Source organism: Nocardia sp. XZ_19_369, assembly GCF_015355715.1.
In the GTDB taxonomy this organism is placed as follows: domain Bacteria; phylum Actinomycetota; class Actinomycetes; order Mycobacteriales; family Mycobacteriaceae; genus Nocardia.
In genome coordinates this window covers 807,882-829,777 of sequence record NZ_JACVED010000002.1, presented here as the reverse complement: position 1 = coordinate 829,777, position 21,896 = coordinate 807,882, and the positions used below count along the sequence as shown (strand labels likewise).

The following is a 21,896-nucleotide window of genomic DNA, read 5'->3' as shown; positions in this document are numbered from 1 at the left end:
TCAGGCGCCCTCCGAATTCTGTTGCGGCGCTGCATTTTCGGAATTCTGCTGCTGGGCGACCCGCAGTCCGGCCAGGGTGGCCTCGCCCGCCGCGCCGTCGAGCACGCCGGGGCGCTCGTCGGGGAAGCCGGCCAGGATGCGCGCGGTCTCCTTGAACGTGCACAGCGGTGCGCCGCGAGTAGGCGTCACCTGCTGACCCGCACGCAGCGAATCCACCAGGGCCCGAGCCGATTCCGGGGTCTGGTTGTCGAAGAACTCCCAGTTGACCATGACCACCGGGGCGAAATCGCAGGCCGCGTTGCACTCGATGTGCTCGAGGGTGACCTTCCCGTCGGCGGTGGTGTCGCCGTGGCCGATGCCCAGGTGCCGCTCCAGCGTGGCGAGGATGGCGTCGCCACCCATCACCGCACACAGCGTGTTGGTGCACACGCCGACGTGGTAGTCGCCGGTCGGGGTGCGCCGGTACATCGAGTAGAAGGTGGCCACCGCAGTGACCTCGGCGCCGGTCAAACCCAGCTGGTCGGCGCAGAAGTCGATGCCGGTGCCGGTGACGCAGCCCTCCTCGGCCTGCACCAGGTGCAGCAGCGGCAGCAACGCCGACCGCGGCTCCGGGTAGCGCGCGATGATCTCCTTGGCGTCCAGCTCCAGCCGTTCGCGGATGAACGGCTGATACGGCTCGGGCCGGGTGGTGAGCCGGAGCAGGATTGCGGTGCCGGTGTCCGCCGGTATGCGGTCGATACTCATGACTGCTCCTCGCTGGCGATGGCGCGCTCGCTCATCGGTCCACTCCGCCCATGACCGGGTCGATGCTGGCGACCGCGGCGATCACGTCGGCGACCATGCCGCCCTCGCAAGTCGCCGCTACCGCTTGCAGATTGGTGAACGAGGGATCGCGGTAGTGCACCCGGAAGGGCCGGGTGCCGCCGTCGCTCACCATGTGCACGCCCAGCTCGCCGCGCGGCGACTCGACGGCGGTGTACACCTGACCGGCCGGCACCCGGATGCCCTCGGTGACCAGCTTGAAGTGGTGGATGAGGCCCTCCATGGACGTGCCCATGATCTTGCCGATGTGCTTGGCGGAGTTGCCGAGTCCGTCCGGGCCCAGTTGCAGGTCGGCGGGCCAGGCGATCTTCTTGTCGTCGACCATCACCGGGCCGGGGCGCAGCTTGTCCAGGCACTGTTCGACGATCTTGAGCGACTCCTTCATCTCGTCCACCCGGATCACGTAGCGGCCGTAGCAGTCACAGCCCGTGGTGGTGGGGATGTCGAATTCGTAGTTCTCGTACCCGCAGTACGGCTGCGACTTGCGCAGGTCGTGCGGCAGGCCGGTGGCGCGCAGCACCGGTCCGGTGATCCCGAGGGCCATGCAGCCCTGCAGATTCAGGTAGCCGATGTCCTGGGTGCGGGCCTTCCAGATCGGGTTCGAGGTGAGCAGCTGCTCCATGTCGCGCAGCCGCTTCGGCATCAGATCCAGCAGTTCCCGGACTTTGCTGACGCCGTCGTCGGGCAGGTCCTGGGCCAGGCCGCCCGGCCGGATGTAGGCGTGGTTCATCCGCAGGCCGGTGATGGTCTCGAAGACGTCGAGGATCAGTTCGCGTTCCCGGAAGCCGAACAGCATCGGGGTGAGCGCGCCGAGCTCCATGCCGCCGGTGGCCAGCGCCACCAGGTGCGAGGAGATCCGGTTCAACTCCATCAGCATGACCCGAATGATGTTGACCCGCTCGGGTATCGCGTCGGTGATGTCGAGCAGCTTCTCCACGCCGAGGCAGTACGCCGTCTCGTTGAAGAACGGCGACAGGTAGTCCATCCGGGTGACGAAGGTGACGCCCTGGGTCCAGTTGCGGAACTCCAGGTTCTTCTCGATACCGGTGTGCAGGTAGCCGATGCCGCAGCGCGCCTCGGTGACGGTCTCGCCCTCGATCTCGAGGATGAGCCGCAGCACGCCGTGCGTCGACGGGTGCTGCGGGCCCATGTTGACGACGATGCGTTCCTCGCCCGCGCCGCGCAGGGAGTCGGCGACCTCTTCCCAGTCCTGGCCGGCGACGGTGACCACAGTCGGTTCCGGCCCAGCGTCGCCTGCGACGTCGGGCCGGGTCTCGATCTCGTTCATTAGTTGTAAGCCCTCCGCTCGTCGGGCGGCGGTATCCGCGCGCCCTTGTACTCGACCGGGATCCCGCCGAGCGGGTAGTCCTTGCGCTGGGGGTGACCGTTCCAGTCGTCGGGCATCAGGATTCGAGTGAGCGAGGGGTGCCCGTCGAAGAGGATGCCGAAGAAGTCGTAGGTTTCCCGCTCGTGCCAGTCGGTGGTCGGGTACACCCCGAACAGCGAGGGAATGTGCGGGTCGGCGTCGGGGGCGGACACCTCCACGCGCAGCCTGCGGTTGTGCGTGATCGACATGAGCGGGTACACCGCGTGCAGTTCGCGGCCCGCGTCCTCGGGGTAGTGCACGCCGCTGACGCCCAGGCACAGCTCGAAACGCAGTGCGGGATGGTTACGCAACACCTGGGCGACGGTCACCAGGTGCTCGCGGTGCACATGCAGGGTGAGTTCACCGCGGAACACGACGATCTTCTCCAGCACGGTCTCGAGCCGGGTGCCCGCCGCGTCGAGCGCGCCGCGCAAGGCGTCGACGATCTCGTCGAAGTAGCCGCCGTAGGGCGCCGGTGTGCTGCCGGGCAGGGTGACCGGGCGGACCAGGCCGCCGTAGCCGGAGGTGTCGCCGGTGCCGGTGACGCCGAACATGCCGCGGCGCACGCCGATCACCTCGGCGCCGGGCGCTTGCTGATCGTCCTCGCTGGGCAGCGTGCCTTCCGGGCCTGCCGTGGCCGCCGCGTCGATTTCGTCGTGCGCGGTGGTGGTGTTGTCGGGGGAGTCGAACGTCATCGCAGCAGACCCTCCATCCGGATGGTCGGGGTCGAGGCCAGCGCCGCTGCTTCGGCGGCTTTCACGGCCTCTTCACGATTGACGCCCAGTGGCATCTCCTGAATCTTGGCGTGCAGTGCCAGAATCGCGTTCAGCAGCATCTCCGGCCGCGGCGGACAGCCGGGCAGATAGATGTCGACCGGCACCACGTGGTCCACGCCCTGCACGATGGCGTAGTTGTTGAACATGCCACCCGAGGACGCGCACACACCCATGGCGAGCACCCATTTCGGCTCGGTCATCTGGTCGTAGACCTGGCGCAGCACCGGCGCCATCTTGTTGCTGACCCGGCCAGCGACGATCATCAGATCGGCCTGCCGCGGCGAGGCGCGGAACGCCTCCATGCCGAAGCGGGCGATGTCGAAACGGCCTGCGCCGGTGGCCATCATCTCGATGGCACAGCAGGCCAGACCGAAGGTGGCCGGCCACACCGAACCCTTACGCAGATAACCGGCGAAATCCTCTACCGTGCTCAGCAGAAAACCGCTGGGCAGCTTTTCCTCTAACCCCATATCCGACTAACCTTCACTTCCACTCGTCGCCCGAACACGTTGCGCGGCAATCACTCCCAGCTGAGCCCACCGCGCCGCCATTCGTAGGCGTAGGCCACGGAGACGTTGAAGATGAACAACGCCATCGCGGCGAGACCGAAGAGACCGAGCGCATCGAAGTGGACTGCCCACGGGTAGAGGAACACGATCTCGATGTCGAAGATGATGAACAGCATGGCGGTGAGGTAGTACTTCACCGGAAAGCGTTGGCCGGTCACGTTTCCCGGGCCGCCCGCGATGGCGTGCGGTGTCGGTTCGATACCGCACTCGTACGCCTCGAGCTTGGCTCGGTTGTACCGTTTCGGGCCGACGAGGGCCGCCATGATGATGGTGAACACCGCGAACGCCGCAGCGACCGCGCCTAATACAAGAGTGGGCATCTCGATATTCACGACTGCACTTCCCCTCCTTGCCAGCTGGAGCCCGCGGATGGGTCGTCCGTTGCCGGACGGCAGCTTCCGAGGCGGGCTGACGTCGTTGTCCGCCTCGGCCAGACGCGCCTCATGGCCTGCTCGAGGCGGGTAGGGCTGGTACCCGCGCTCCTGTGAGCTAGGGCACAGCCTACAACTGATCGCTCTGAGTGCTCGAGGTTTGACTGCTGCGTTTGATCGAATTCGCGACGTCGATTTATGACTGAAACGGGGGTAATCCGGGGTCTTGTCACGTGACGTTGGTTGACCGGTCAGTCTGTGCTGCGAAAACGACGTTGTCCGTGCGGATTTCGGCAGTGAATGCGCACTTGCGGCGGGTCGGGTTTCGCGACATCGGCGTGCTCACGCACGCCGATCTACAGCCGCGTAGGTGCCGGAACTCGATCGGCTCCGGCGACCACTTCCGTCAGCGGGGGATTAATGTGCAGTCTGTATGAATGACTGCGGCAAACGAGGGTAAGGAGTCAGGCTGCTGAGCGGTTGCGCAGCACGCCGACGACCGCCTCGGTGAGCCGGATCGGGTCGATCGGATGCGAGACCGCGGCCTCCGCGCGCGACCACTTGGCCAGCCAGGCGTCGTCCGGGCGGCCGGTGAGCACGAGCACCGGTGGGCAGTGCTCGATTTCGTCCTTGAGTTGCTTGGCGATGCCGAGCCCGCCGGTCGGCGCCGATTCACCGTCGAGGATGGCGAGGTCGATGCCGCCCGCGTCCAGGTGCTCGATCACCACGGGGCCGGTGGCCACTTCGAGGTAGTCGAATTCAGGTAGTTCCGGGTGCGGGTGTTTTCCCAGCGCCAGGATCACCTGGCGCCGGGTATCGGCGTCGTTGCTGTACACGAGGACCCGCAGTGAGTCAGCCACGAGCGCATGCTACTTCCGAAAGCCCGGCCGCCGTGGCATGTTCGGGCAGATCCGATCCCGCGCGTCGCGAAGCGGCACGTCGGCGCGTGAGTGGCACACCAGCGTGCGGGCCTCTCGCGGTTTGCCGCAGCGATGTGCCACTCACCGGTCCGGGGGCCAGCGGATCGCAAGCTATCGGTAAGAACGGGCCGGTAAAGTGCCCGAAATGCGGGGAGATCTCACCCAGGCCCTCGTCGATACCGACGTGTGGGCCGATGAAATGTTGGACAGAGCCGGGATTCCGGTGGTGGATGTGCCGTTCGTGACGATCGGCAGTGGGATCGGCTCCTTCGTCATTTATGACACGCTGCGGATTTTCGGGGTGCCCGCGCAGTCGATGGCGGTGCTCGGGCCGCAGGAACATCCGTGGGCGTCGTACGAGTATCTGACCCGAGGGTCACAGATCCCGCGCGGCGAGCGGTTGCGCAGTGATTCGGCGTCCGAGCCGGACAACATGTGGGGCTTTCCGTCGTACGCGGTGCGGGAGGCGATCGCGGACAAGTCGATCAAACCGCTGTGGAATGTGTTCGTGGAACCGATCTTCGCGAACTACTACACGCCGCGGGCGGGGCAGGCGTTCGTCGGGATGGAGCGGGAGTTCCACCGCATCGGGTATGCGAGCTCGTTGCATCGCGGGCAGGTTCGCATGGTGCGCAAGCGGCACGGTGGGGGTTATTTCACGATTCTCACCCCGGCTGCGGGGTCCACGCCGACCAAGCGGGTGGCGTTTCGCAGCACGTATGTGCATGTGGCCGTGGGGTATCCGGGGCTGAAGCTGCTGCCCGATCTGCAGGAGTATCGGGAGACGCATCGCGACCCGACGCGGGTGGTGAACGCGTACGAGCCGCACGAGCACGTTTATCAGGCGTTGCAGCGCAGGCCGGGGACGGTGTTGATTCGCGGTAGCGGGATCGTGGCCAGCCGGGTGTTGCAGCGGCTCATCGACGACCGGGATCGGCTGCAGTTGAACACGCAGATCCTGCATCTGTTCCGCACCTATGTCGCCAAGTCGCATGGCAAGAATGTGTTCAACCGGCGCAAGGGGTCCGACGGCTGGGCGTATCAGGGGTTCAACTATCCGAAGTCGGTGTGGGGCGGGCAGCTCAAACAGAAGATGCGCACCCTGCAAGGCGAGCAGCGGGCGGCGGCGTACAAGGAGATCTCCGGGACGAACACGCCGATCCGGCATCGGTGGCAGGAGCAGTTGCGGCGCGGGCGCAAGCAGGGGTGGTATCAGGTGATGGCCGGGACCATGCGTGCGCCGCGGCCCGCCGCGGGGCGACAAGGTGTCGTCGCCACCATCATCCCGGACCCGACCGCCGAACTGCCGGTGCCCCCGCCGACGCAGCCGTTCGACACGACGGTCGATTACATCATCGACTGCACCGGACTCGAAGCCGATATCCGTGAGCATCGGTTGCTGGCGGACCTGCTGGATCATGCTGGTGCGGGCCGTAATCCGGTCGGGCGGCTGGACGTCGACACCACCTTCGAACTGATCGGCACCCGAAGTGGCATCGGGCGCATCTATGCATCCGGTAGCGCGACACTGGGCGGGCCGTTCGTCGGAGTGGACACCTTTCTCGGCTTGCAGATCGCCGCGCAGGAGATCGCGGACGATCTTGCGGCGCTGGGGTTCTGCAAGCGGATGGGTCCGCTGCGCTCGACGAGCCAGTGGTGGGCCTGGGTCATGAACAAGAGGATCTGATGCTGCCGACGTTGAACGGGCGAATCCAGACCCGGGTGCTCGCGCTGAGCGTGATCGGGTTTTTCGTTGCGCTGATCATCACCCCGCTGCTGCCGACGGGATCACTGAGTCTCGGGCAGGCCTACCGGGTGACGCTGTCGATCCTGCTCGGCACCGTTCTGGTCGGGGTGCTGTGGGAGTTGCTCTACCATTTCCTGCAACAGTTCCGCTGGGAAAAGGATTGGCCGACGCTGTTCGGTTTTCTCACCATGGTCAACGAGGGGGCGCTCATGTGGGTGCTCGTCCGGTACACGACCATCGTGCTGCCCGAGTCACTGCGTCCGTCGCTCACCGCCTTCCTGATCCAGTTCATCCTCACCTGGATCGTGTTCTGGCTGATCGTCAACGGGCCGATGCGCGTGGTGTTCCATCGGTGGCGATTCCAGGGCGGCAGGTTCGTGTGAGCAGGCAGATCGAGGTTCTTCCCGGGCGTCACCTGGTGGCGAGTAGCGGGGGTGTGGTCGTGCTGGTCGCGCACCGGGACGCGAGTGCGGTGAGCGCGGATTCGGTGGCGGCGCGGGCGATGACGGCGTTGCTCGGGATCGTGCGGCAGGCGACCTCCAACGAGCCGCGGCGCAGCGGGCGGACGGTGGCGCGGTTGGCCACCAACTGGTTGATGGGGTTGGAGAACGGGGATGAGGAGGCGGTCGAGTTCGGGGTGATCACGCCGGGGGACGGTGGGGTCGCGGTGTTTCTGCACGGTGGGGTGACGGCGGTGCTGGGTGGGGTGGAGCGGTTGGAGATCTTGCGGGGGCGGGAGGCGGGGTTCACTGTCGATCGGGTGGTGACGCCTGCGCCGGGGGTTGGGGTGGGGTTGTTCGTGGATGAGGTGGATCAGGTGGCTGAGAGGTTGCCTGAGCGTGGGGTTTTCGCGTTGGGGGAGGGTACGGCGCCGGGGGGTGCGGTGGTGCTGTGGTTCGGTGCGGGTGGTCTTGCTACTGGTGCCGGTGGTTTTGCCACTGGTGCGGGAGGTCTTGTCACTGGTGCGGAGGGTGTTCCGCTGCGCGGGTTCGAGCCGGAGATCGAGGGCCATCCGCAGCGCGGGTTCGAGCAGCACCACGGGGTTGCGCAGCCGCACGGCGCGCAACCGCAGTTCGGTGTGCAGCCGCGGTCCGGGTTCGAGGAGCAGCACGGGGTTCGGCAACAGCACAGCGCCGAGACACCTACCGGAGGCCAGGTGCCACATGGGCTCGAGGAGCAGCGCGGGGCTGGACAGCGACATGATGCTGAGCCGCTAAAAGACGAGTTGCCCGGTGGCGAGCCACCACAAGCCCCGGACCTGTGGAAACGGGACGATATCGCGGACGCCGGGACGGAGTACTACAGCACTTCGCCGGTGTCGCGAGAGCTTGAGGCCTCCGGGTCGACGGGTGTCGAGCAGCAATATGGTGTAGCGCCGCAGCAGGTTCCGGATCTGCGGGACGATATCGCGGACGCAGGCACGGAGTACTACAGCACCTCGCCGGTATCGCGAGAGCCTGAGGTCGCGGGGCGGACCGGTGCTGAGCAGCAATATGGTGTTGCGCCGCAACAGGTGCCGGATTTGCGGAAGCGGGACGACATCGCGGATGCCGGCGCCGAGTACTACAGCACGTCGCCGGTGTCGCGAGAGCCTGAAGCCTCCAGGTCGCCGGGTATTGAGCAGCAATATGGTGTTGCGCCACAACAGGTGCCGGATCTGCGGCAGCGGGACGGTATCGCGGATGTCGGCACGGAGTACTACGGCGCTTCGTTGGGGTCGCGAGAGCCTGATCCCGCAGGGCGGACCGGTATGGAGCAGCAACGTGGTCTTTCGCCGCAACGGGCTCCGGATCTGCGGAAGCGGGACGATCTCGCGGATGCCGTGACCGAGCAGTACAGCCCATCAGCGGTGTCGCGGGAGTCCGATGCGGCGGGCTCGGCAGGTGGCGAGCCGCCGCGCCACGGGAGCGAGTCGGCACATCACGCGCCCCGCTCGGATGCGCCGCACTATGGCAGCGAATCGGCACAGCAGGCGCCACCCTCGGATGCGCGCTACGGCAGCGAATCGGCACATACGCCGCGTTCGAATACGCCGCACTCTTCCGGTGCTGCGGGGTCAGCAAGCGGTGAGCTGCCCGTCGAAAGCGCTGGTGCGTCGCCGTCCTCCATGACGCCGCCGCGCACGCAGATTCCGTTGGCGGGTGGGGTTGCTGAGTCGCAGAGTGGAAGCTCTTCATCGGCACGTCCGGTCCTGCGTGGCCCGCATGTCCCTCCGGCGGACGTGGTCGCCGAGCAGTCGAGCGGAAGTTCTCCGGCGGTCAGCCCGGCTCAGCCGCACGACAGGGTGTTGCCGCCCAGTACGCCGCGGTTGTCCAAGCCGGTAGGCGCGGGACAGCCGGAGAGTGTGGCGCACAGCGGCGCGCAGCCTGGCATCGTTCGCCCTGAACCCGTTGCGGCTCAACCTCTTCCGGACCACCCTGCGGCTCGCGATGCCGATCTCGAAGAGACCGTGGTGCCCGGTGAGGCGCTGGCGCCCCGCGTCCGTGACGGTGGCGTCGTGGCCGAGTCGCGCGGTGTCGTGGTCAAGGGATTCAAGTGTGCGCGTGACCATCTCAATGATCCGCGGGTGTCGTTCTGCGCGGTCTGCGGTATCCGAATGGATCAGCTGACCTGCATACTCACCGACGGGATCCGTCCGCCGCTCGGTCTGCTGCTGCTCGACGACGGCACCTCGTTCGTCCTCGACAACGACTGCGTCCTCGGTCGCGAACCCGAGCACGCAGAAGCGGTCGCCCGCGGTGCCCGCCCGGTCCGCATCGAAGACCACTCGGGTGGAATGTCGCGCGCGCACGCCGAGATCCGCCTCATCGACTGGGACGTCACCGTCGTCGACGGCGGCTCCACCAACGGCACCCACATCCGCCAACCCGGCCACCAAGACTGGACCCGCGCCATCCCCGGCCACCCGGTCAAGCTGACCCCCGGCGCCCAGATCCAACTAGGCGGCCGCGTAGCCACTTTCGACTCGCAACACGGTCAACTCTGATCCGCCCGTCATCGTCGGCGAGGCCGGATACGTTGCCGGCGTATCCGGCCTCGCCGCACTCTTTCTGACATCCGCACGCGTGTCAGTGCGGCGAGTCGGTGTGCGGGAACCTAGAAGGTGTGCGGCCACTACACCAAGCGGCCTGTGTGGCGAGCTACTTCTTGACCGGCGCGATCTTGGTGGCGTCGATTTCCAGGCCTTGGACTTCAAGGACCGCGATGGCATCGGCGAACGCTGCGACGGCCTGGTTCTCAGCGTCGGCGGCCTCGTTGGCCAGATCAACGTCATCCGGATCGCCCCCGGCGGCCTCGGCTGCCTTGGACGCGGCGGAGGACTTGTCGTAGATGCGGGTCACGGCCTGCATGGCTTTGTCGGCTTGGCCCGCCTTCGAGGCGGCAACACCCGCGGCAGCGGCGGCCTTATCGAGAGCAGCATCGACGTCGGCGTCGGTCGCACCGCCGGTAGCAGCCCGGGCGGCGGCTTCGGCGGCACCCTTGGTTGTCGTGGCGTCGTTGGCTTTTGCCGCAGCCTCGCCGGCCTTGGTGGAAGCTGTGGCTGCCTTGTTCGCCGCATCGTCGGCAGCCTTCTTGGCATCCTCGGCGGCAGCATTGACAGCGCCGGAAAGGACAGAGCTGGCGTCCGATATGAGGGCGTGCCGCGCGGCGGCGCTGTATGCGCGTTGGCAGTGCTGGACGATCAGAGCTTTGGCGAGTGCCTCATCCTGACCGTTCGCCGGCGTGACGGTTTCGGGTTCGCACTGGCCGTCCCACGGCGGATCCGCAGCGGCGGGCGCGAGTCCTGAGCCGAGAACTGCGGCGGCAACAGCAATCGTCGACGCCAGCACGCGGGTAACAGCCTTCACGACCACCTCCATAGTTGAGTGAAAAACGGTCATGCCTGATGAACCCAGAAATCGGCGCACCCGACCCATCCTTATTCGATACCACCGGTACTGCGGATCGGTGGCAAACCGACCCCCGTGTCGCGCCCCCCGCTAACCAGTTGCCGTAGGGCAACCTCTCCCCAGTTGTCGCCATTGGAGTTGATCAGCGGGGGTGTGTTTCTACTTGGTTATGAATTCCACCTGTGGCTCGCGTGGACTCGGCCAACGCTCGGTAATGCTCAGATATTTGATGGCCGTATTGGCGGTGATCGGCACCATGGTGGTCGCGGTCGCGCCGGGTGTTGCCGCGGCACCGGCCGATGTCTGTCCGACCAAGCCGAAGCCGAGTGGCAAAGTGCTGCAGGGCTATTGGGAGAGTTGGGACGGCGCGGCCAACGGTGTGCACCCGGGCATGGGCTGGATTCCGATCACCGACGCGCGGATCGCCGCGCACGGCTATAACGTGCTCAACACGGCGTTCCCGGTCATCGAATCCAACGGCACCGCGCGCTGGGAAGACGGCATGGAACCGACCGTCAAGGTCGCGACTCCCGCCGAGATGTGCCAAGCCAAGGCCGCCGGCGCCACCATCTTGATGTCGATCGGCGGCGCGGCCGCAGGTATCGACCTCAGTTCCAGTGCGGTCGCCGATCGGTTCATCGCGACCATCGTGCCGATCCTCAAGCGGTACAACTTCGACGGCATCGATATCGACCTGGAGACCGGTCTGGTCGGCAGCGGAAACATCAAGACCCTCTCGGCTTCCCAGGCCAACCTGATCCGCATCATCGACGGCGTGCTAGCCCAGATGCCCGCCGGGTTCGGCCTCACCATGGCCCCCGAAACCGCCTACGTCACCGGCGGCAGCGTCGCCTACGGCTCCATCTGGGGCGCCTACCTGCCGATCATCAAGAAGTACGCCGACAACGGCCGCCTCTGGTGGCTCAACATGCAGTACTACAACGGCAGCATGTACGGCTGCGCAGGCGACTCCTACCAGGCCGGCACCGTCCAAGGCTTCATCGCCCAAACCGACTGCCTCGCCAAAGGTCTCACCATCCAGGGCACCACCATCACCGTCCCCTACGACAAACAAGCCCCCGGCCTCCCCGCCCAGCCCGGCGCAGGCGGCGGCTACATGTCCCCAGCCCTGGTAGCCCAAGCCTGGAACCACTACGGCACCGGCCCCACCAACGCCCTCAAAGGCCTGATGACCTGGTCCATCAACTGGGACGGCTCCCGCAACTGGACCTTCGGCAACAACGTCAAGTCCCTCCAAGGCCGCTGAGCCCAGTCCCCCCCCCCCGACCCGCTGACCACCACGGCCAGCGGGTCGCTTCCCGCCCACTTGACGTTGGTTGTGTGCTCTTGACGCATGCTGCAGCGTGCGGCAGGAGAGTGCACGGTGCGTCAAGACGTCCGATGCGATCCACCCGCTGCACCGGCGCCCTCGTTCACAGTGTGTTCACGGTTCGATTCGTATGTTCGACGGGTGCCTCGACTTCTGACCCTGTTGGTTACCGTCACCGTCCTCGCCGTTGGCGCGTGTACCTCCGACGTGTCGTCGGGTGGGCCTAAGTCGCCGGGTGGGCCGAGGTCGATCGAGGGGTGCGACCCGGCGATGCAAGCGGCGTTCGATGCGTGGGCGGACGCTGGATTCAGTGGGTCTGTTGCGATCTCCGTCGGCAGCGAACCCGTGTGCCGGGCCGCGTATGGAATCGCCGATCGGTCTTCCGGCGCACCCAACGAGGTCAGGACCGTCTTCAGTATCGGCTCGGTGACCAAAGCCTTCACCGCGGCCGCGGTGCTCGACCTGGCCGACAAAAACGTAGTGCAGCTCGATGCGCCTGCGGGCCACCTACTTCCGGAGTTGACCGGCCCGGCGGCCACGGTGACGGTCCGCCAGTTGCTACTGCACACCAGCGGACTCACCGGATCCCATGGCAGCGACTATGTTCCGCTCGACCGTGCCGCGGCAACCGAAGCAATGGGTTCGCTGGAACTGGCCTTCGCGCCCGGCACGGCATTTCTGTACTCGAATGCCGGCTACACATTGCTCGCGCTGATCATCGAAAAAGTCTCGGGGCTCAGCTACCGCGAGTATGTGACCTCGCGACTGCTGAAGGTGTCCGGCGCGCCGATAGCGGCCGGCTTCTGGAATGGCGAACCCGCCGCGCCGCAGCCGCGCGTCGTCGGCTATCGGGAGGACGGATCGGCCGGTGACGGCACCGATTTCGGCGGGCCGTACTGGGCGGTCGAGGGCAACGGCGGCATCGCGATGACGATGGCGGAACTGGCGCGGTGGTCCGACGCACTGTTCGGTGGGCAGGTGCTCACCGCGGCGGCCACCGCGACGCTGACCACGCTGCGTTTCGACCGCGGCGACGGCGTCGCCGAAATCCCCGGCTGGGTGGCGTTCGACCGGGCGCGCTACGGCGAGCCCGCCTACGCCTCGGCGGGCGGCGGTGGCACCGGGCTCAACGTGGTCGTGGCGGTGTTGCCGGAGAGCGGGCGGGTGATCGCATTCGGCTCCAACACCGCCGACGTGAGCGCCGAGGACCTGCTCGACGCGGTCGGTACGGCGCTGGTCACCGGCGCGCCATTGCCGTTGCCGCAAGCTGGAAACGACGTCGATCCCGCAGCCGTCGCGGCGCTCACCGGCACCTATCGACTCGACAGTGGTGGCATGTTCACGGTGTCGGCGGCGCAGGACCGGCTCGCCATCGCGGCCCGCGGCGCCGATGCCGTCGAGACGCTGTTCCCACTGCCAGATGGCTTTTCGCGTGACGAGGTCGCCGAGCACGAAGCGGCGGTACGGTCGATGCTGGTGGCGCCGCAGACCGCAGCGGGCCGCGACGAACGCGGCAGCATCGAGCGCAGTGTCGGCCCGATCGACCGAGTGACCTTGGCGGGCACCGTGGTTCGAGACAACGAGTTACGCACCTACGTCGAGATCAACTCCGGAAGTACGGAGCACCTGTTCTGGTACGCCCTCGACAAGGCGGGCGGTATCGCCGCCGCCGAGGTCGATGCCGCGCCGCCGACCCTGCTGCTGCGACCGGACGGCGCCGAGTACCGGCCGGACGATCCGACCGGACGCGGCGCCGACCGCACGGTGCGGTTCGACAAAGCGGACACGATGACAATCGACGGCCCCGCCGGTGCGCGCAGCGCCGCACGGGTGCGCTGACCGGGAACTACTGCCAGGCTTGGGTATGCGCATCCTGTTGGTGGAAGACGAGACCGAACTCGGGGACCTGCTCGCGCTCGGTCTGCGCAACGAGTCGTACGCGGTCGACCTCGCCCGCAGCTACGCGGCGGCGGATCTGCTGTTGCGGACCAACCACTTCGACGTGGCCTGCATCGATCTGGGCTTGCCCGACGGTGACGGCTTGGACCTGCTCCACCGGCTCGGCGTCGATCCGGAGTTGCGGTGTCCGACACGATCGCTCGTGATCACCGCCCGCGACGCGGTGGCCGATCGGGTGGCCGGACTCGACGCGGGCGCCGACGACTATCTGGTGAAGCCCTTCGACTTCGCGGAACTGACGGCACGGTTGCGGGCGCTGGCCCGCCGCAGGGACAACCACGACTCGACGCTGCGAGTCGGCGACCTCACCCTCGATCTCGCCGCCCACCGAGCGTGGCGCGGCGATCGGGAGTTGGCGCTCACCGCACGGGAGCTGTCGCTGCTGCGCTACTTCATGTACCACGCGGGCGAGGTGCTGCCCACCGAACAACTGCTGGAACATGTTTGGGACGCACACGCCGACCCGTTCACCACCTCGGTGCGGGTGATCCTCTGTCGCCTGCGCCGAAAGCTCGGCGATCCGCAGCCGATCGCCACCATCACCGGGGCAGGCTACCGACTGGCGGCGACCACATGACCGAGTGGCGGCGGTCGCTGCGGGTGCAGCTGGCGGTGCTCGGCTTCGCAACCAGCTACCTGCCCGTACTGCTGCTGCTTTCGGTGTTCTTCCTGACCCGCGACGAATCCGTCGTCGCCCGCGACGGCGCGGAGTTGGTCACCTCGTCGGCCGACCGGCCGCCCTGGGTGTTGTGGACCGCGCTGATCCTGGCCCCCGCGGCGGCGGGCCTGGCCTGGTGGTGGGCCGGGCGGGCCGTGCGGCCGATCGAGCGGGTGCGTGCCGTCGCCGAGGAAATCGGGGCCGCCGATCTCGGCCGCCGGATCGGCCTGCAGCACGGTCCGACGGAATTGGTCTCCCTCGCCGCCGGTTTCGACGCGATGCTGGACCGCCTCGAACACGCCGCGGATGCGCAGCGGCAACTGGTCGAGGAAACCAGCCACGAACTACGCACACCGTTGTCGGTGCTGGCCATGAATGCCGACGTGCTGCTGGCACATCCGGAACCGACGATCGAGATCTATCGAGCAGGCCTGGCCCGCTCGCGGACCGCCGCGCACCGGATGTCGGTCTCGATCGAGCAGCTACTCGCCGACGCGCGCGGCCGCACCCGCACTCTCGACCGGCAACGCGCCGACCTCGTGGTGATCGCTCGAAATGTGTTGGACGAGTTCCGCATCCCCGCGGCCGCCAAGGGCAGTCGGCTAACGCTGACCGCCCCGCCGACCGCGGCGGCCTCGGTCGACGAGCTGACCATCCATCGCGCCGTGGCGAACCTGGTCGACAACGCGGTCAAGTACGCGCCCGCCGAGTCGCTGATCGAGGTGGCCGTCGAAGTCGGCGCAACGGACGCGACAGTGATCGTCACCGACCACGGCCCGGGCATCCCGCCCGAGGACCAAGCCCGCGTCTTCGACCGCAACTGGCGTGGTGCGCACGACTCGGACGGCAGCGGACTCGGCCTGCCGATCGCCCGGCAGGTCGCCCTCGCCCATGGCGGGACACTCACGCTGCGATCACCGGGCCCGAGCGGCGACGGTGCCGAATTCCGTCTCTGCCTGCGCAGGTAGCGGAGTCGAGCAGGCGGCGTCCTCGCTGCCCGCGTCAGCGTCGGCGACGGGCCGCTTCGGGTCGTCGACCATTGCGACCAGGAACCCGGATACAGCGCCGCGTTGATGCCGACGACGGCCAACGCCGCCGGTTCAGGCGGGAATGCACTCCAACTCGGTGCCGTCGAACGGCGGATAGGTTTCGCTGGCGGATTCTTCGGCGGCGGTGATGTAGTCGGCCAACGCGGCGCGGGATTGGGCGAGCTTGGTCATTTGGTCGTCCAGGCGTTGGAGGCGGGTGCGCATGGCGGTGAGGAGTTCGGGGCAGCCGGGGAGTTCGGGGTTTTCGCCTACGGCGCAGGGGAGGAGGTAGGCGATGTCGTCGGAGGACAGGCCTGCGCCGAGGAGGTGGCGGATCTGTTTGACGCGCAGGATGGCGGATTCGTCGTACTCGCGGTAGCCGTTGGGGTTACGGTCGGCTTCGAGAAGACCTTGGGCGCCGTAGTAGCGGAGTTGGTGGGCGTTGACGCCCGTTCGACGACTCAGTTCCCCGATGCGCATCGCGACCTCACTTGACCTTCATACCGGTATCAACGTTGATGATGCTGCCATGGACAAGAAAACCGAAACATCTGTGGCAGTCATCGGACTCGGGCTGATGGGGCAGGCGCTCGCGGGGGCGTTCCTGAAGGCGGGGCATCCGACGACCGTGTGGAACCGTACGGCGGCCAAGGCCGACGAGTTGGTGGCCGAGGGGGCACGCCTGGCGCCGACGGTCGGCGAGGCGCTCGCGAACAGCAGTCTGACGATCATCTGCCTCACCGACTACAACGCCGTGCACGAGCTGCTCGACGCGGCCGATCTCGAGGGAACGACGCTGATCAACCTGACCTCGGGTGACTCGACACAAGCCCGGGAAGCAGCGCTGTGGGCCGAAAAGCGCGGTGCCCGTTACCTGGACGGCGCCATCATGGCCCTCCCGCCGGCGATCGGCACCGACGAGGCGGTGATTCTGCACAGCGGTCCGGAGTCGGACCTCGAGGCGCACCGGTCGACGCTCGAAGCGCTGGGCACGATCTCCTACCTCGGTGCGGATCACGGGCTGGCCTCGCTGTACGACGTGGCGGGCCTGGCGATGATGTGGAGCGTGCTCAACGCTTGGCTGCAGGGCACGGCGATGCTGCGCACAGCCGGTGTCGACGCCGCGACGTACGCCTCGTTCGCCCAGCAGATGGCCGTCGGGGTGGCCGGCTGGCTGCCGGGCTATGCCGAGCAGATCGACACGGGTTCGTTCACCGCGGAGACGTCGGCCTTGGCAACCGACGTGCGGGCGATGACGCATCTGATCGAGGAGAGCGAGGCGCTCGGCGTCAATGCCGAACTGCCGAAGCTGTTCAAGGCCATCGCCGACCGCTCGATCGCCGCCGGACACGGTGGCGAGCAGTACCCGGTGCTGATCGAAGAGTTCAGCAAGCCCGCGTAACCGGCTACTCCTGACGGAACCGGATCACCCCGGACCATGGACGGCGCATGGGCTTGCGAAGGTCGGGCGCGGCCAGATACGTGAACGGGCGCAAGAACCAGGGCGCGCGGCGGTATTTGCGCGCGTGCACCAGCAGTTCTTCCACCTCCAGCGGCTGCCAGCCGAGTTCCTCGAAGAAGGTGAGCCCGCCCGGCGGCTCGAACTTCATCGGCGCGTTCTCCAGCAGGGATTCCGAACGCATCCGCAGCGTGCCGAGGTTGGTGTCGGCCATCCACCACGCGACCTCCGACCTGGTCAGTGCACGGACCAGGTCGGTAACCGTGTCGACGTCGAGGTAGAACAGCAACCCCTCGGTGAGCACCAGCGCCTTGCTCGCGCGGGCGGTGACCGGCCCGATCGCACCGAGCGCCTCGTCGAGGAACTTCTCTCTCGCTTCGGGATCGGCGAGGTCGACGGACCGGCGGATCAGCACACAGTGCGGGGTTTCGCCGGCGAGACTGGCCTCCTTCTCCTCGAGAATCTCAGGGAGGTCGGCTTCGACCCAGACGAAGTCGGCGGGCAGGTCGAGACGGTAGGGGCGGGTGTCCAATCCGGCGGCCAGGTTCAGGATCCGGTCGCAGCCCTCGTCGATGGACTTGGTGATGAGGTCATCGATGAGTTTGGTGCGGGCGATCACCGGCCAGCCGTTGCGCATGATGCTCGGTGCGGCGTCGGCGATGGCGTACCCCTGGGGGCCGGCGAGCCGGTCGGCCAGCGGGTCCTGGAACAGCGCATCGGGGCGTGCCGTTTCGCGGGCCCGGTAGGCGGCCACCCACCGGGCGGTGTCCGACACGTTCGAGATAGGTGCTTCTCCGCCAACCATGCGGCTCAGTTTGACACAGCACCGACCAGTCGGCCTTGTGGTACACATCACGTCACAAGTCGACCCAGAAGTGCTGCGCCAGAGGCTATTACGCGGGGTGGAAGGCGTCGGCGCCGACCTCGTCGGGGTCCAGGATGTGGGTGAGGAACAACCGCGTGGTGGGCGTCGGAGTGCGGGTGGTGATGGCGTGCCATGGACGATCCATGGGCGTGCCGGTGACGGACAGGATGCGCAGGACGCCGAATTCGAGGTCCTGGGAGACGGCGTCACTGTGAATCAAGGTGACGCCCAACCCTTCTCGGGCGGCGGCGAGCACAGCGCCGTGGCTGCCGAGAGTTAGGGTGGGCGGGCTGATTTCGAGTTGGTCGAGCAGAGTGAGGGTGGCGTCACGGGTCCCCGAGCCGCGCCCGCGCAGCAACCAGGTGGTGCGCAGCGGGTCCTGATCGGCGACCCCGACCACGATCAGGTGGCTGGGTCTTCGAGCGCGGATGACCAGCCCGGTGTTACGCGGCGGACGGCCCGCGATGACGAGATCTGTTTCGTGGTGCTGCAATTCGAGGAACAGCACATCGCGCGGATGCACGGACAAACTGAGTTCGATGTCGGGGTAGCGGTTGCGGAACGCGGCCAGGGGACGCAGCAGGACGTATTCGCCCGCGGTGGCCACCACCCCGATGCGTAGTCGCCCGGTCTCGGCCTGCTGGACCGCGGCGTGCGCCTCTTTCATCAGGCCCAGGATGCTGCGGCAGTACTCGGCGTAGATGCGGCCCGCTTCGGTGAGCGCGATGCCGCGCCCGGATTTGGCGACCAGCTTGGCGCCCAGCTGTTTCTCGATGTGGGCGACGGCGGCGGAGACGGCGGCCTCGGTGATGTGCAGCTGGGTCGCGGCGCGGCGGATGCTGCTGAGCCGGGCGACCACCAGGAATGTTTCCATCCTGGCCGCACTGACCGCTCCCATCCGCCGACGGTAGCAGTGACTCTGGTGCCAACGGAATTGACGTCGATGCGAGGGCGGTGATGTGTGGAAACATCGATGATGTCGAGGTCAACCCGACCGTGGCGCGTGACTCCCCTTCCGCGTCGCGCTCGAGTACCCCGGGACGGTGCGCGTCCCGGGGTACTCGCGGCGGTTCCGGAAGTTTTCCGACGCCCGCAGCGCTCCTTACCCTGCCGAGTTCGCGCGAAACCTGACTTTTCCGTTGAGCTTTCGCAGGAACAATCAAATTGTTTGTTGTCTACCCGGCCGTCATCCTGGAATTCGCAAGGGGCACAACCCGATCCCAGGAGGAACGATGGCCGAAGCGACCGAGCGGGACCGGTGGGATCCGGGTGTTCAATCGTATGCGTCGATGGGATATTACGCGCCGGACTATCAGCCGTCGGATACCGATGTGCTCGCCGTATTCCGGGTGACACCGCAACCGGGAGTTGATCCGATCGAGGCGGCGGCCGCGGTCGCGGGCGAATCGTCCACGGCGACTTGGACAGTGGTGTGGACCGACCGGTTGACGGCGCACTCGAAGTATCAGGCCAAGTGCTATCGGGTCGATGAGGTGCCGGGGCGGCCGGGCGAGTATTTCGCTTATGTCGCTTACGATCTCGACCTCTTCGAAGAGGGTTCGATCACCAACCTGACCTCCTCGGTGATCGGCAATGTCTTCGGTTTCAAACCGTTGCTGGCGCTTCGCCTGGAGGACATGCGGATCCCGGTGGCGTATGTGAAGACGTTCCAGGGTCCACCGCACGGCACGGTGATGGAACGGGAGTATCTGAACAAATACGGCCGCCCGCTGCTCGGTGCCACGGTGAAACCGAAACTCGGTCTGTCGGCACGCAATTACGGCCGGGTGATCTATGAGGCGTGCAAGGGGGGCCTCGATTTCACGAAGGACGACGAGAACATCAACTCCCAGCCGTTCATGCGGTGGCGGGACCGCTACCTGTTCGCCATGGAAGGCGTCAATCGCGCCATGGCCGAGACGGGAGAACTCAAGGGCCACTATCTGAATGTCACCGCGGCGTCGATGGAGGACATGTACGAGCGGGCCGAGTTCGCCAAGGAGCTCGGCAGCGTCGTCATCATGATCGACCTCACCGTCGGATACACGGCGATGCAGTCGATGTCGCACTGGGCGCGCCGCAACGGACTGCTGCTGCACCTGCACCGGGCCGGGCATTCCACCTTCACCCGGCAGAAGACGCACGGCGTGAGCTTCCGGGTGCTGGCCAAGTGGTGCAGGCTGATCGGCGTCGATCATCTGCACGCGGGCACGGTGGTCGGCAAACTGGAGGGCGATCCGGCGACGACCCGAGGTTTCTATGACACGTTGCGGGAGAACCACATTCCGGCCAATCTCGGCAACGGCATCTTCTTCGATCAGGATTGGGCGAGCCTGCCGGGGGTGATGCCGGTGGCTTCCGGCGGTATCCACGCCGGGCAGATGCACCAGCTGCTGGATCTTTTCGGTGACGATGTGATCCTGCAGTTCGGTGGCGGCACGATCGGGCATCCGCTGGGTATCGCGGCGGGCGCCGAGGCGAACCGGGTGGCGTTGGAGGCGGTCGTCAAGGCCCGCAACGAAGGTCGCGATCTGCTGAAGGAAGGTCCCGACGTGTTGCGCAAGGCGGCCGAGATCTGCCGCCCGCTCGACGTCGCGCTGGCGACCTGGGGCGATGTCACCTTCGACTACACCTCCACCGACGCGCCCGATGCGGTGCCGACGGCCACTCGCTGAAACCCCTTGGAGCCCAAGCCATGTACCTGCGTCACGGAACGTTTTCGTATCTGCCGGAATTCACCGACGCGGAGATCTCCGCCCAGGTGCGCTACGCGCTGCTCAACAGCTGGCCGGTGTCCATCGAATACACCGACGACCCGCATCCGCGCAACGCCTACTGGGAGATGTGGGGGCTGCCGCTGTTCGATCTGGACGAGCCCGACGGTGTGCTCGCCGAGATCAACGCCTGCCGTGCGACTTTCCCGCACCATTACATCCGGGTGCTCGCCTACGACGCCCGCTTCGGCAGGCAGACCACGGCGCTGAGTTTCCTGGTGCAGCGCCCGGCGGACGAACCGGGTTTCCTGCTCACCCGGTTGGAGGGTCCGGATCGGCAGCAGAAGTACGGCCTGCACTCGTACGCCACCGACGACCGCCGGGGACAGCGGTATGGCGGCTGAGGCCAACGGTTTCCGGCTGCACCGTCCCGGCACCGGCGACGGCAGGCCGGTGCGGGCCGAGCCCGCCGAGGCGGCGGCCGAGCCCGAGATCCTCGACGACGACGCGGTACTCGATCTGTCGACCGATATCGCGGGCAACGACGTCGAGGACACGCTGCGCAGGCTCGACGCCGAACTCGTCGGCCTGGCCAACGTCAAGCGCCGGGTGCGCGAGATCGCGGCGCTGCTGCTGATCGACCGGGCCCGGCAGCGGTTCGGGCTGAGTGCGTCGCGGCCCACCATGCACATGAGCTTCACCGGCGGGCCGGGCACCGGCAAGACCACCGTCGCACTGCGCATGGCCGAGATGCTGCACGCGCTGGGTTACATCCGGAAACCCAAGGTGCACACCGTAACCCGCGACGACCTCGTCGGTCAGTTCATCGGCCACACCGCGCCGAAGACCAAGGAGGCGCTGGCCAAGGCGGCCGGCGGGGTGCTGTTCATCGATGAGGCCTACTACCTGTTCCGGCCGGAGAACGAGCGGGACTACGGGCAGGAGGTCATCGAGATCCTGTTGCAGGAGATGGAGAACGAGCGAACCAGCATGGTGGTGATCTTCGCGGGCTACCCGGATCGGATGGAACGGTTCTTCTCCGCCAATCCCGGGTTGTCCTCGCGGGTGGCCCATCACCTGGAGTTCGCCGACTACACCCACGCGGAGCTGCTCGGCATCGCCGATCTCATGGTGGCGCGGGAGAACTTTCGCTTCGACGAGCCCGCGCAGACCGCCTTCGCCGAATACCTCGCGCTGCGGATGACCCGGCCGCGGTTCTCCAACGCGCGCAGCGTGCGCAACGCGCTGGACCGCTGCCGGTTGCGCCAAGCCAAGCGGTTGGTGGAGCTGCGCAGGCCGCTGCGCAAGACCGATCTGATCACGCTGACCGACCAGGATGTCTACGGCAGCAGCGTATTCACCGACAGCACCGCACCGCAGGACGGGCCGAGCGCACGGGCCCCAGCGTGACGAGATCGAGGC

The 21,896-nt window shown here is 66.9% G+C and carries 21 protein-coding genes and 1 pseudogene; 11 read left to right on the top strand and 11 right to left on the bottom strand.

Translation table 11 applies throughout. From position 1 onward, the window contains the following. From nuoE to IBX18_RS09775, 6 genes are all read right to left on the bottom strand, one after another. Positions 1–744, bottom strand: coding sequence for an NADH-quinone oxidoreductase subunit NuoE (gene nuoE / locus IBX18_RS09800; protein WP_194833384.1), 744 nt, complete (start codon positions 742–744; stop codon positions 1–3). Between the two features lie 31 nt (positions 745–775). Then, positions 776–2,110: an NADH dehydrogenase (quinone) subunit D gene (gene nuoD, locus IBX18_RS09795; protein ID WP_147127976.1), complete on the bottom strand. Its 1,335-nt coding sequence runs from the start codon at positions 2,108–2,110 to the stop codon at positions 776–778. Next, the gene (locus IBX18_RS09790; RefSeq protein WP_194833383.1) at positions 2,110–2,883 is read right to left on the bottom strand and encodes an NADH-quinone oxidoreductase subunit C; all 774 of its coding nucleotides are present in this window, start codon (positions 2,881–2,883) and stop codon (positions 2,110–2,112) included. The genes nuoD and IBX18_RS09790 overlap by 1 nt, the downstream gene beginning before the upstream one ends. Then, positions 2,880–3,434 (bottom strand): NADH-quinone oxidoreductase subunit B family protein, encoded by a 555-nt coding sequence (locus IBX18_RS09785; protein WP_107656636.1) that lies wholly within the window; start codon positions 3,432–3,434, stop codon positions 2,880–2,882. Before IBX18_RS09785 ends, IBX18_RS09790 begins: the two co-directional genes overlap by 4 nt. 50 nt (positions 3,435–3,484) lie before the next feature. After that, positions 3,485–3,853 (bottom strand): NADH-quinone oxidoreductase subunit A, encoded by a 369-nt coding sequence (locus IBX18_RS09780; RefSeq protein ID WP_228540775.1) that lies wholly within the window; start codon positions 3,851–3,853, stop codon positions 3,485–3,487. Positions 3,854–4,368: 515 nt separating this feature from the next. After that, complete coding sequence (locus tag IBX18_RS09775; RefSeq protein WP_107656637.1) at positions 4,369–4,764, bottom strand: response regulator transcription factor; 396 nt, start codon at positions 4,762–4,764, stop codon at positions 4,369–4,371. A gap of 205 nt (positions 4,765–4,969) precedes the next feature. On the opposite strand from IBX18_RS09775, the gene IBX18_RS09770 reads away from it, so the two are divergent. Genes IBX18_RS09770 through IBX18_RS43075 form a run of 3 tightly spaced genes read left to right on the top strand, consistent with a single transcriptional unit; the run spans position 4,970 to position 9,557 of the window. Beyond that, positions 4,970–6,511 carry a hypothetical protein gene (locus IBX18_RS09770; protein WP_194833382.1) on the top strand — a complete coding sequence of 514 codons (1,542 nt, stop codon included), beginning with the start codon at positions 4,970–4,972 and terminating at the stop codon, positions 6,509–6,511. Further along, positions 6,511–6,954 (top strand): hypothetical protein, encoded by a 444-nt coding sequence (locus IBX18_RS09765; protein WP_107656639.1) that lies wholly within the window; start codon positions 6,511–6,513, stop codon positions 6,952–6,954. The genes IBX18_RS09770 and IBX18_RS09765 overlap by 1 nt, the downstream gene beginning before the upstream one ends. Then, positions 6,951–9,557: an FHA domain-containing protein gene (locus IBX18_RS43075; RefSeq protein ID WP_194833381.1), complete on the top strand. Its 2,607-nt coding sequence runs from the start codon at positions 6,951–6,953 to the stop codon at positions 9,555–9,557. The genes IBX18_RS09765 and IBX18_RS43075 overlap by 4 nt, the downstream gene beginning before the upstream one ends. Positions 9,558–9,711: 154 nt before the next feature. On the opposite strand, the gene IBX18_RS09755 is transcribed toward IBX18_RS43075, so the two are convergent. Beyond that, positions 9,712–10,419, bottom strand: a complete 708-nt coding sequence (locus IBX18_RS09755) for a hypothetical protein (protein ID WP_194833380.1) — start codon at positions 10,417–10,419, stop codon at positions 9,712–9,714. A gap of 271 nt (positions 10,420–10,690) precedes the next feature. On the opposite strand from IBX18_RS09755, the gene IBX18_RS09750 reads away from it, so the two are divergent. From IBX18_RS09750 to IBX18_RS09735, 4 genes are all read left to right on the top strand, one after another. Beyond that, positions 10,691–11,728 (top strand): chitinase, encoded by a 1,038-nt coding sequence (locus IBX18_RS09750; RefSeq protein WP_228540626.1) that lies wholly within the window; start codon positions 10,691–10,693, stop codon positions 11,726–11,728. 204 nt (positions 11,729–11,932) lie between these two features. Beyond that, entirely contained in the window at positions 11,933–13,630 is a 1,698-nt protein-coding gene (locus tag IBX18_RS09745) for a serine hydrolase (RefSeq protein ID WP_194833378.1), read from the top strand. Between the two features lie 25 nt (positions 13,631–13,655). Further along, positions 13,656–14,327, top strand: coding sequence for a response regulator transcription factor (locus tag IBX18_RS09740; RefSeq protein WP_194833377.1), 672 nt, complete (start codon positions 13,656–13,658; stop codon positions 14,325–14,327). Then, positions 14,324–15,376, top strand: a complete 1,053-nt coding sequence (locus IBX18_RS09735; protein ID WP_194833376.1) for a HAMP domain-containing sensor histidine kinase — start codon at positions 14,324–14,326, stop codon at positions 15,374–15,376. Before IBX18_RS09740 ends, IBX18_RS09735 begins: the two co-directional genes overlap by 4 nt. A gap of 42 nt (positions 15,377–15,418) precedes the next feature. On the opposite strand, the pseudogene IBX18_RS43390 reads toward IBX18_RS09735, so the two are convergent. Together IBX18_RS43390 and IBX18_RS09730 are read right to left on the bottom strand one after the other, a co-directional pair. After that, positions 15,419–15,504 (bottom strand): annotated as a pseudogene (locus IBX18_RS43390) (sulfurtransferase); the annotation flags it as partial. 4 nt (positions 15,505–15,508) lie between these two features. Continuing rightward, positions 15,509–15,916, bottom strand: coding sequence for a MerR family transcriptional regulator (locus IBX18_RS09730; protein WP_194833375.1), 408 nt, complete (start codon positions 15,914–15,916; stop codon positions 15,509–15,511). 49 nt (positions 15,917–15,965) lie between these two features. Here IBX18_RS09730 and IBX18_RS09725 point away from each other — a divergent pair, with 49 nt between their 5' ends. Continuing rightward, positions 15,966–16,838 carry an NAD(P)-binding domain-containing protein gene (locus IBX18_RS09725; RefSeq protein ID WP_194833374.1) on the top strand — a complete coding sequence of 291 codons (873 nt, stop codon included), beginning with the start codon at positions 15,966–15,968 and terminating at the stop codon, positions 16,836–16,838. A 4-nt stretch (positions 16,839–16,842) separates the two neighbouring features. Here IBX18_RS09725 and IBX18_RS09720 read toward each other — a convergent pair whose 3' ends face one another. Both IBX18_RS09720 and IBX18_RS09715 read right to left on the bottom strand, forming a co-directional pair. Beyond that, on the bottom strand, positions 16,843–17,700 hold the full coding sequence (locus IBX18_RS09720; protein WP_194833373.1) for an SAM-dependent methyltransferase: 858 nt from the start codon (positions 17,698–17,700) through the stop codon (positions 16,843–16,845). Positions 17,701–17,788: 88 nt separating this feature from the next. Beyond that, on the bottom strand, positions 17,789–18,658 hold the full coding sequence (locus tag IBX18_RS09715) for a LysR family transcriptional regulator (RefSeq protein ID WP_228540625.1): 870 nt from the start codon (positions 18,656–18,658) through the stop codon (positions 17,789–17,791). Between the two features lie 334 nt (positions 18,659–18,992). Here IBX18_RS09715 and IBX18_RS09710 point away from each other — a divergent pair, with 334 nt between their 5' ends. From IBX18_RS09710 to IBX18_RS09700, 3 genes are read left to right on the top strand one after another with little or no spacing between them, the layout of a single operon-like run. Next, complete coding sequence (locus IBX18_RS09710; RefSeq protein ID WP_107656650.1) at positions 18,993–20,435, top strand: form I ribulose bisphosphate carboxylase large subunit; 1,443 nt, start codon at positions 18,993–18,995, stop codon at positions 20,433–20,435. Positions 20,436–20,455: 20 nt separating this feature from the next. Continuing rightward, positions 20,456–20,878 carry a ribulose bisphosphate carboxylase small subunit gene (locus IBX18_RS09705; RefSeq protein WP_107656651.1) on the top strand — a complete coding sequence of 141 codons (423 nt, stop codon included), beginning with the start codon at positions 20,456–20,458 and terminating at the stop codon, positions 20,876–20,878. Beyond that, entirely contained in the window at positions 20,868–21,884 is a 1,017-nt protein-coding gene (locus tag IBX18_RS09700) for an AAA family ATPase (protein WP_194833372.1), read from the top strand. The genes IBX18_RS09705 and IBX18_RS09700 overlap by 11 nt, the downstream gene beginning before the upstream one ends. Positions 21,885–21,896 lie beyond the last annotated feature (12 nt).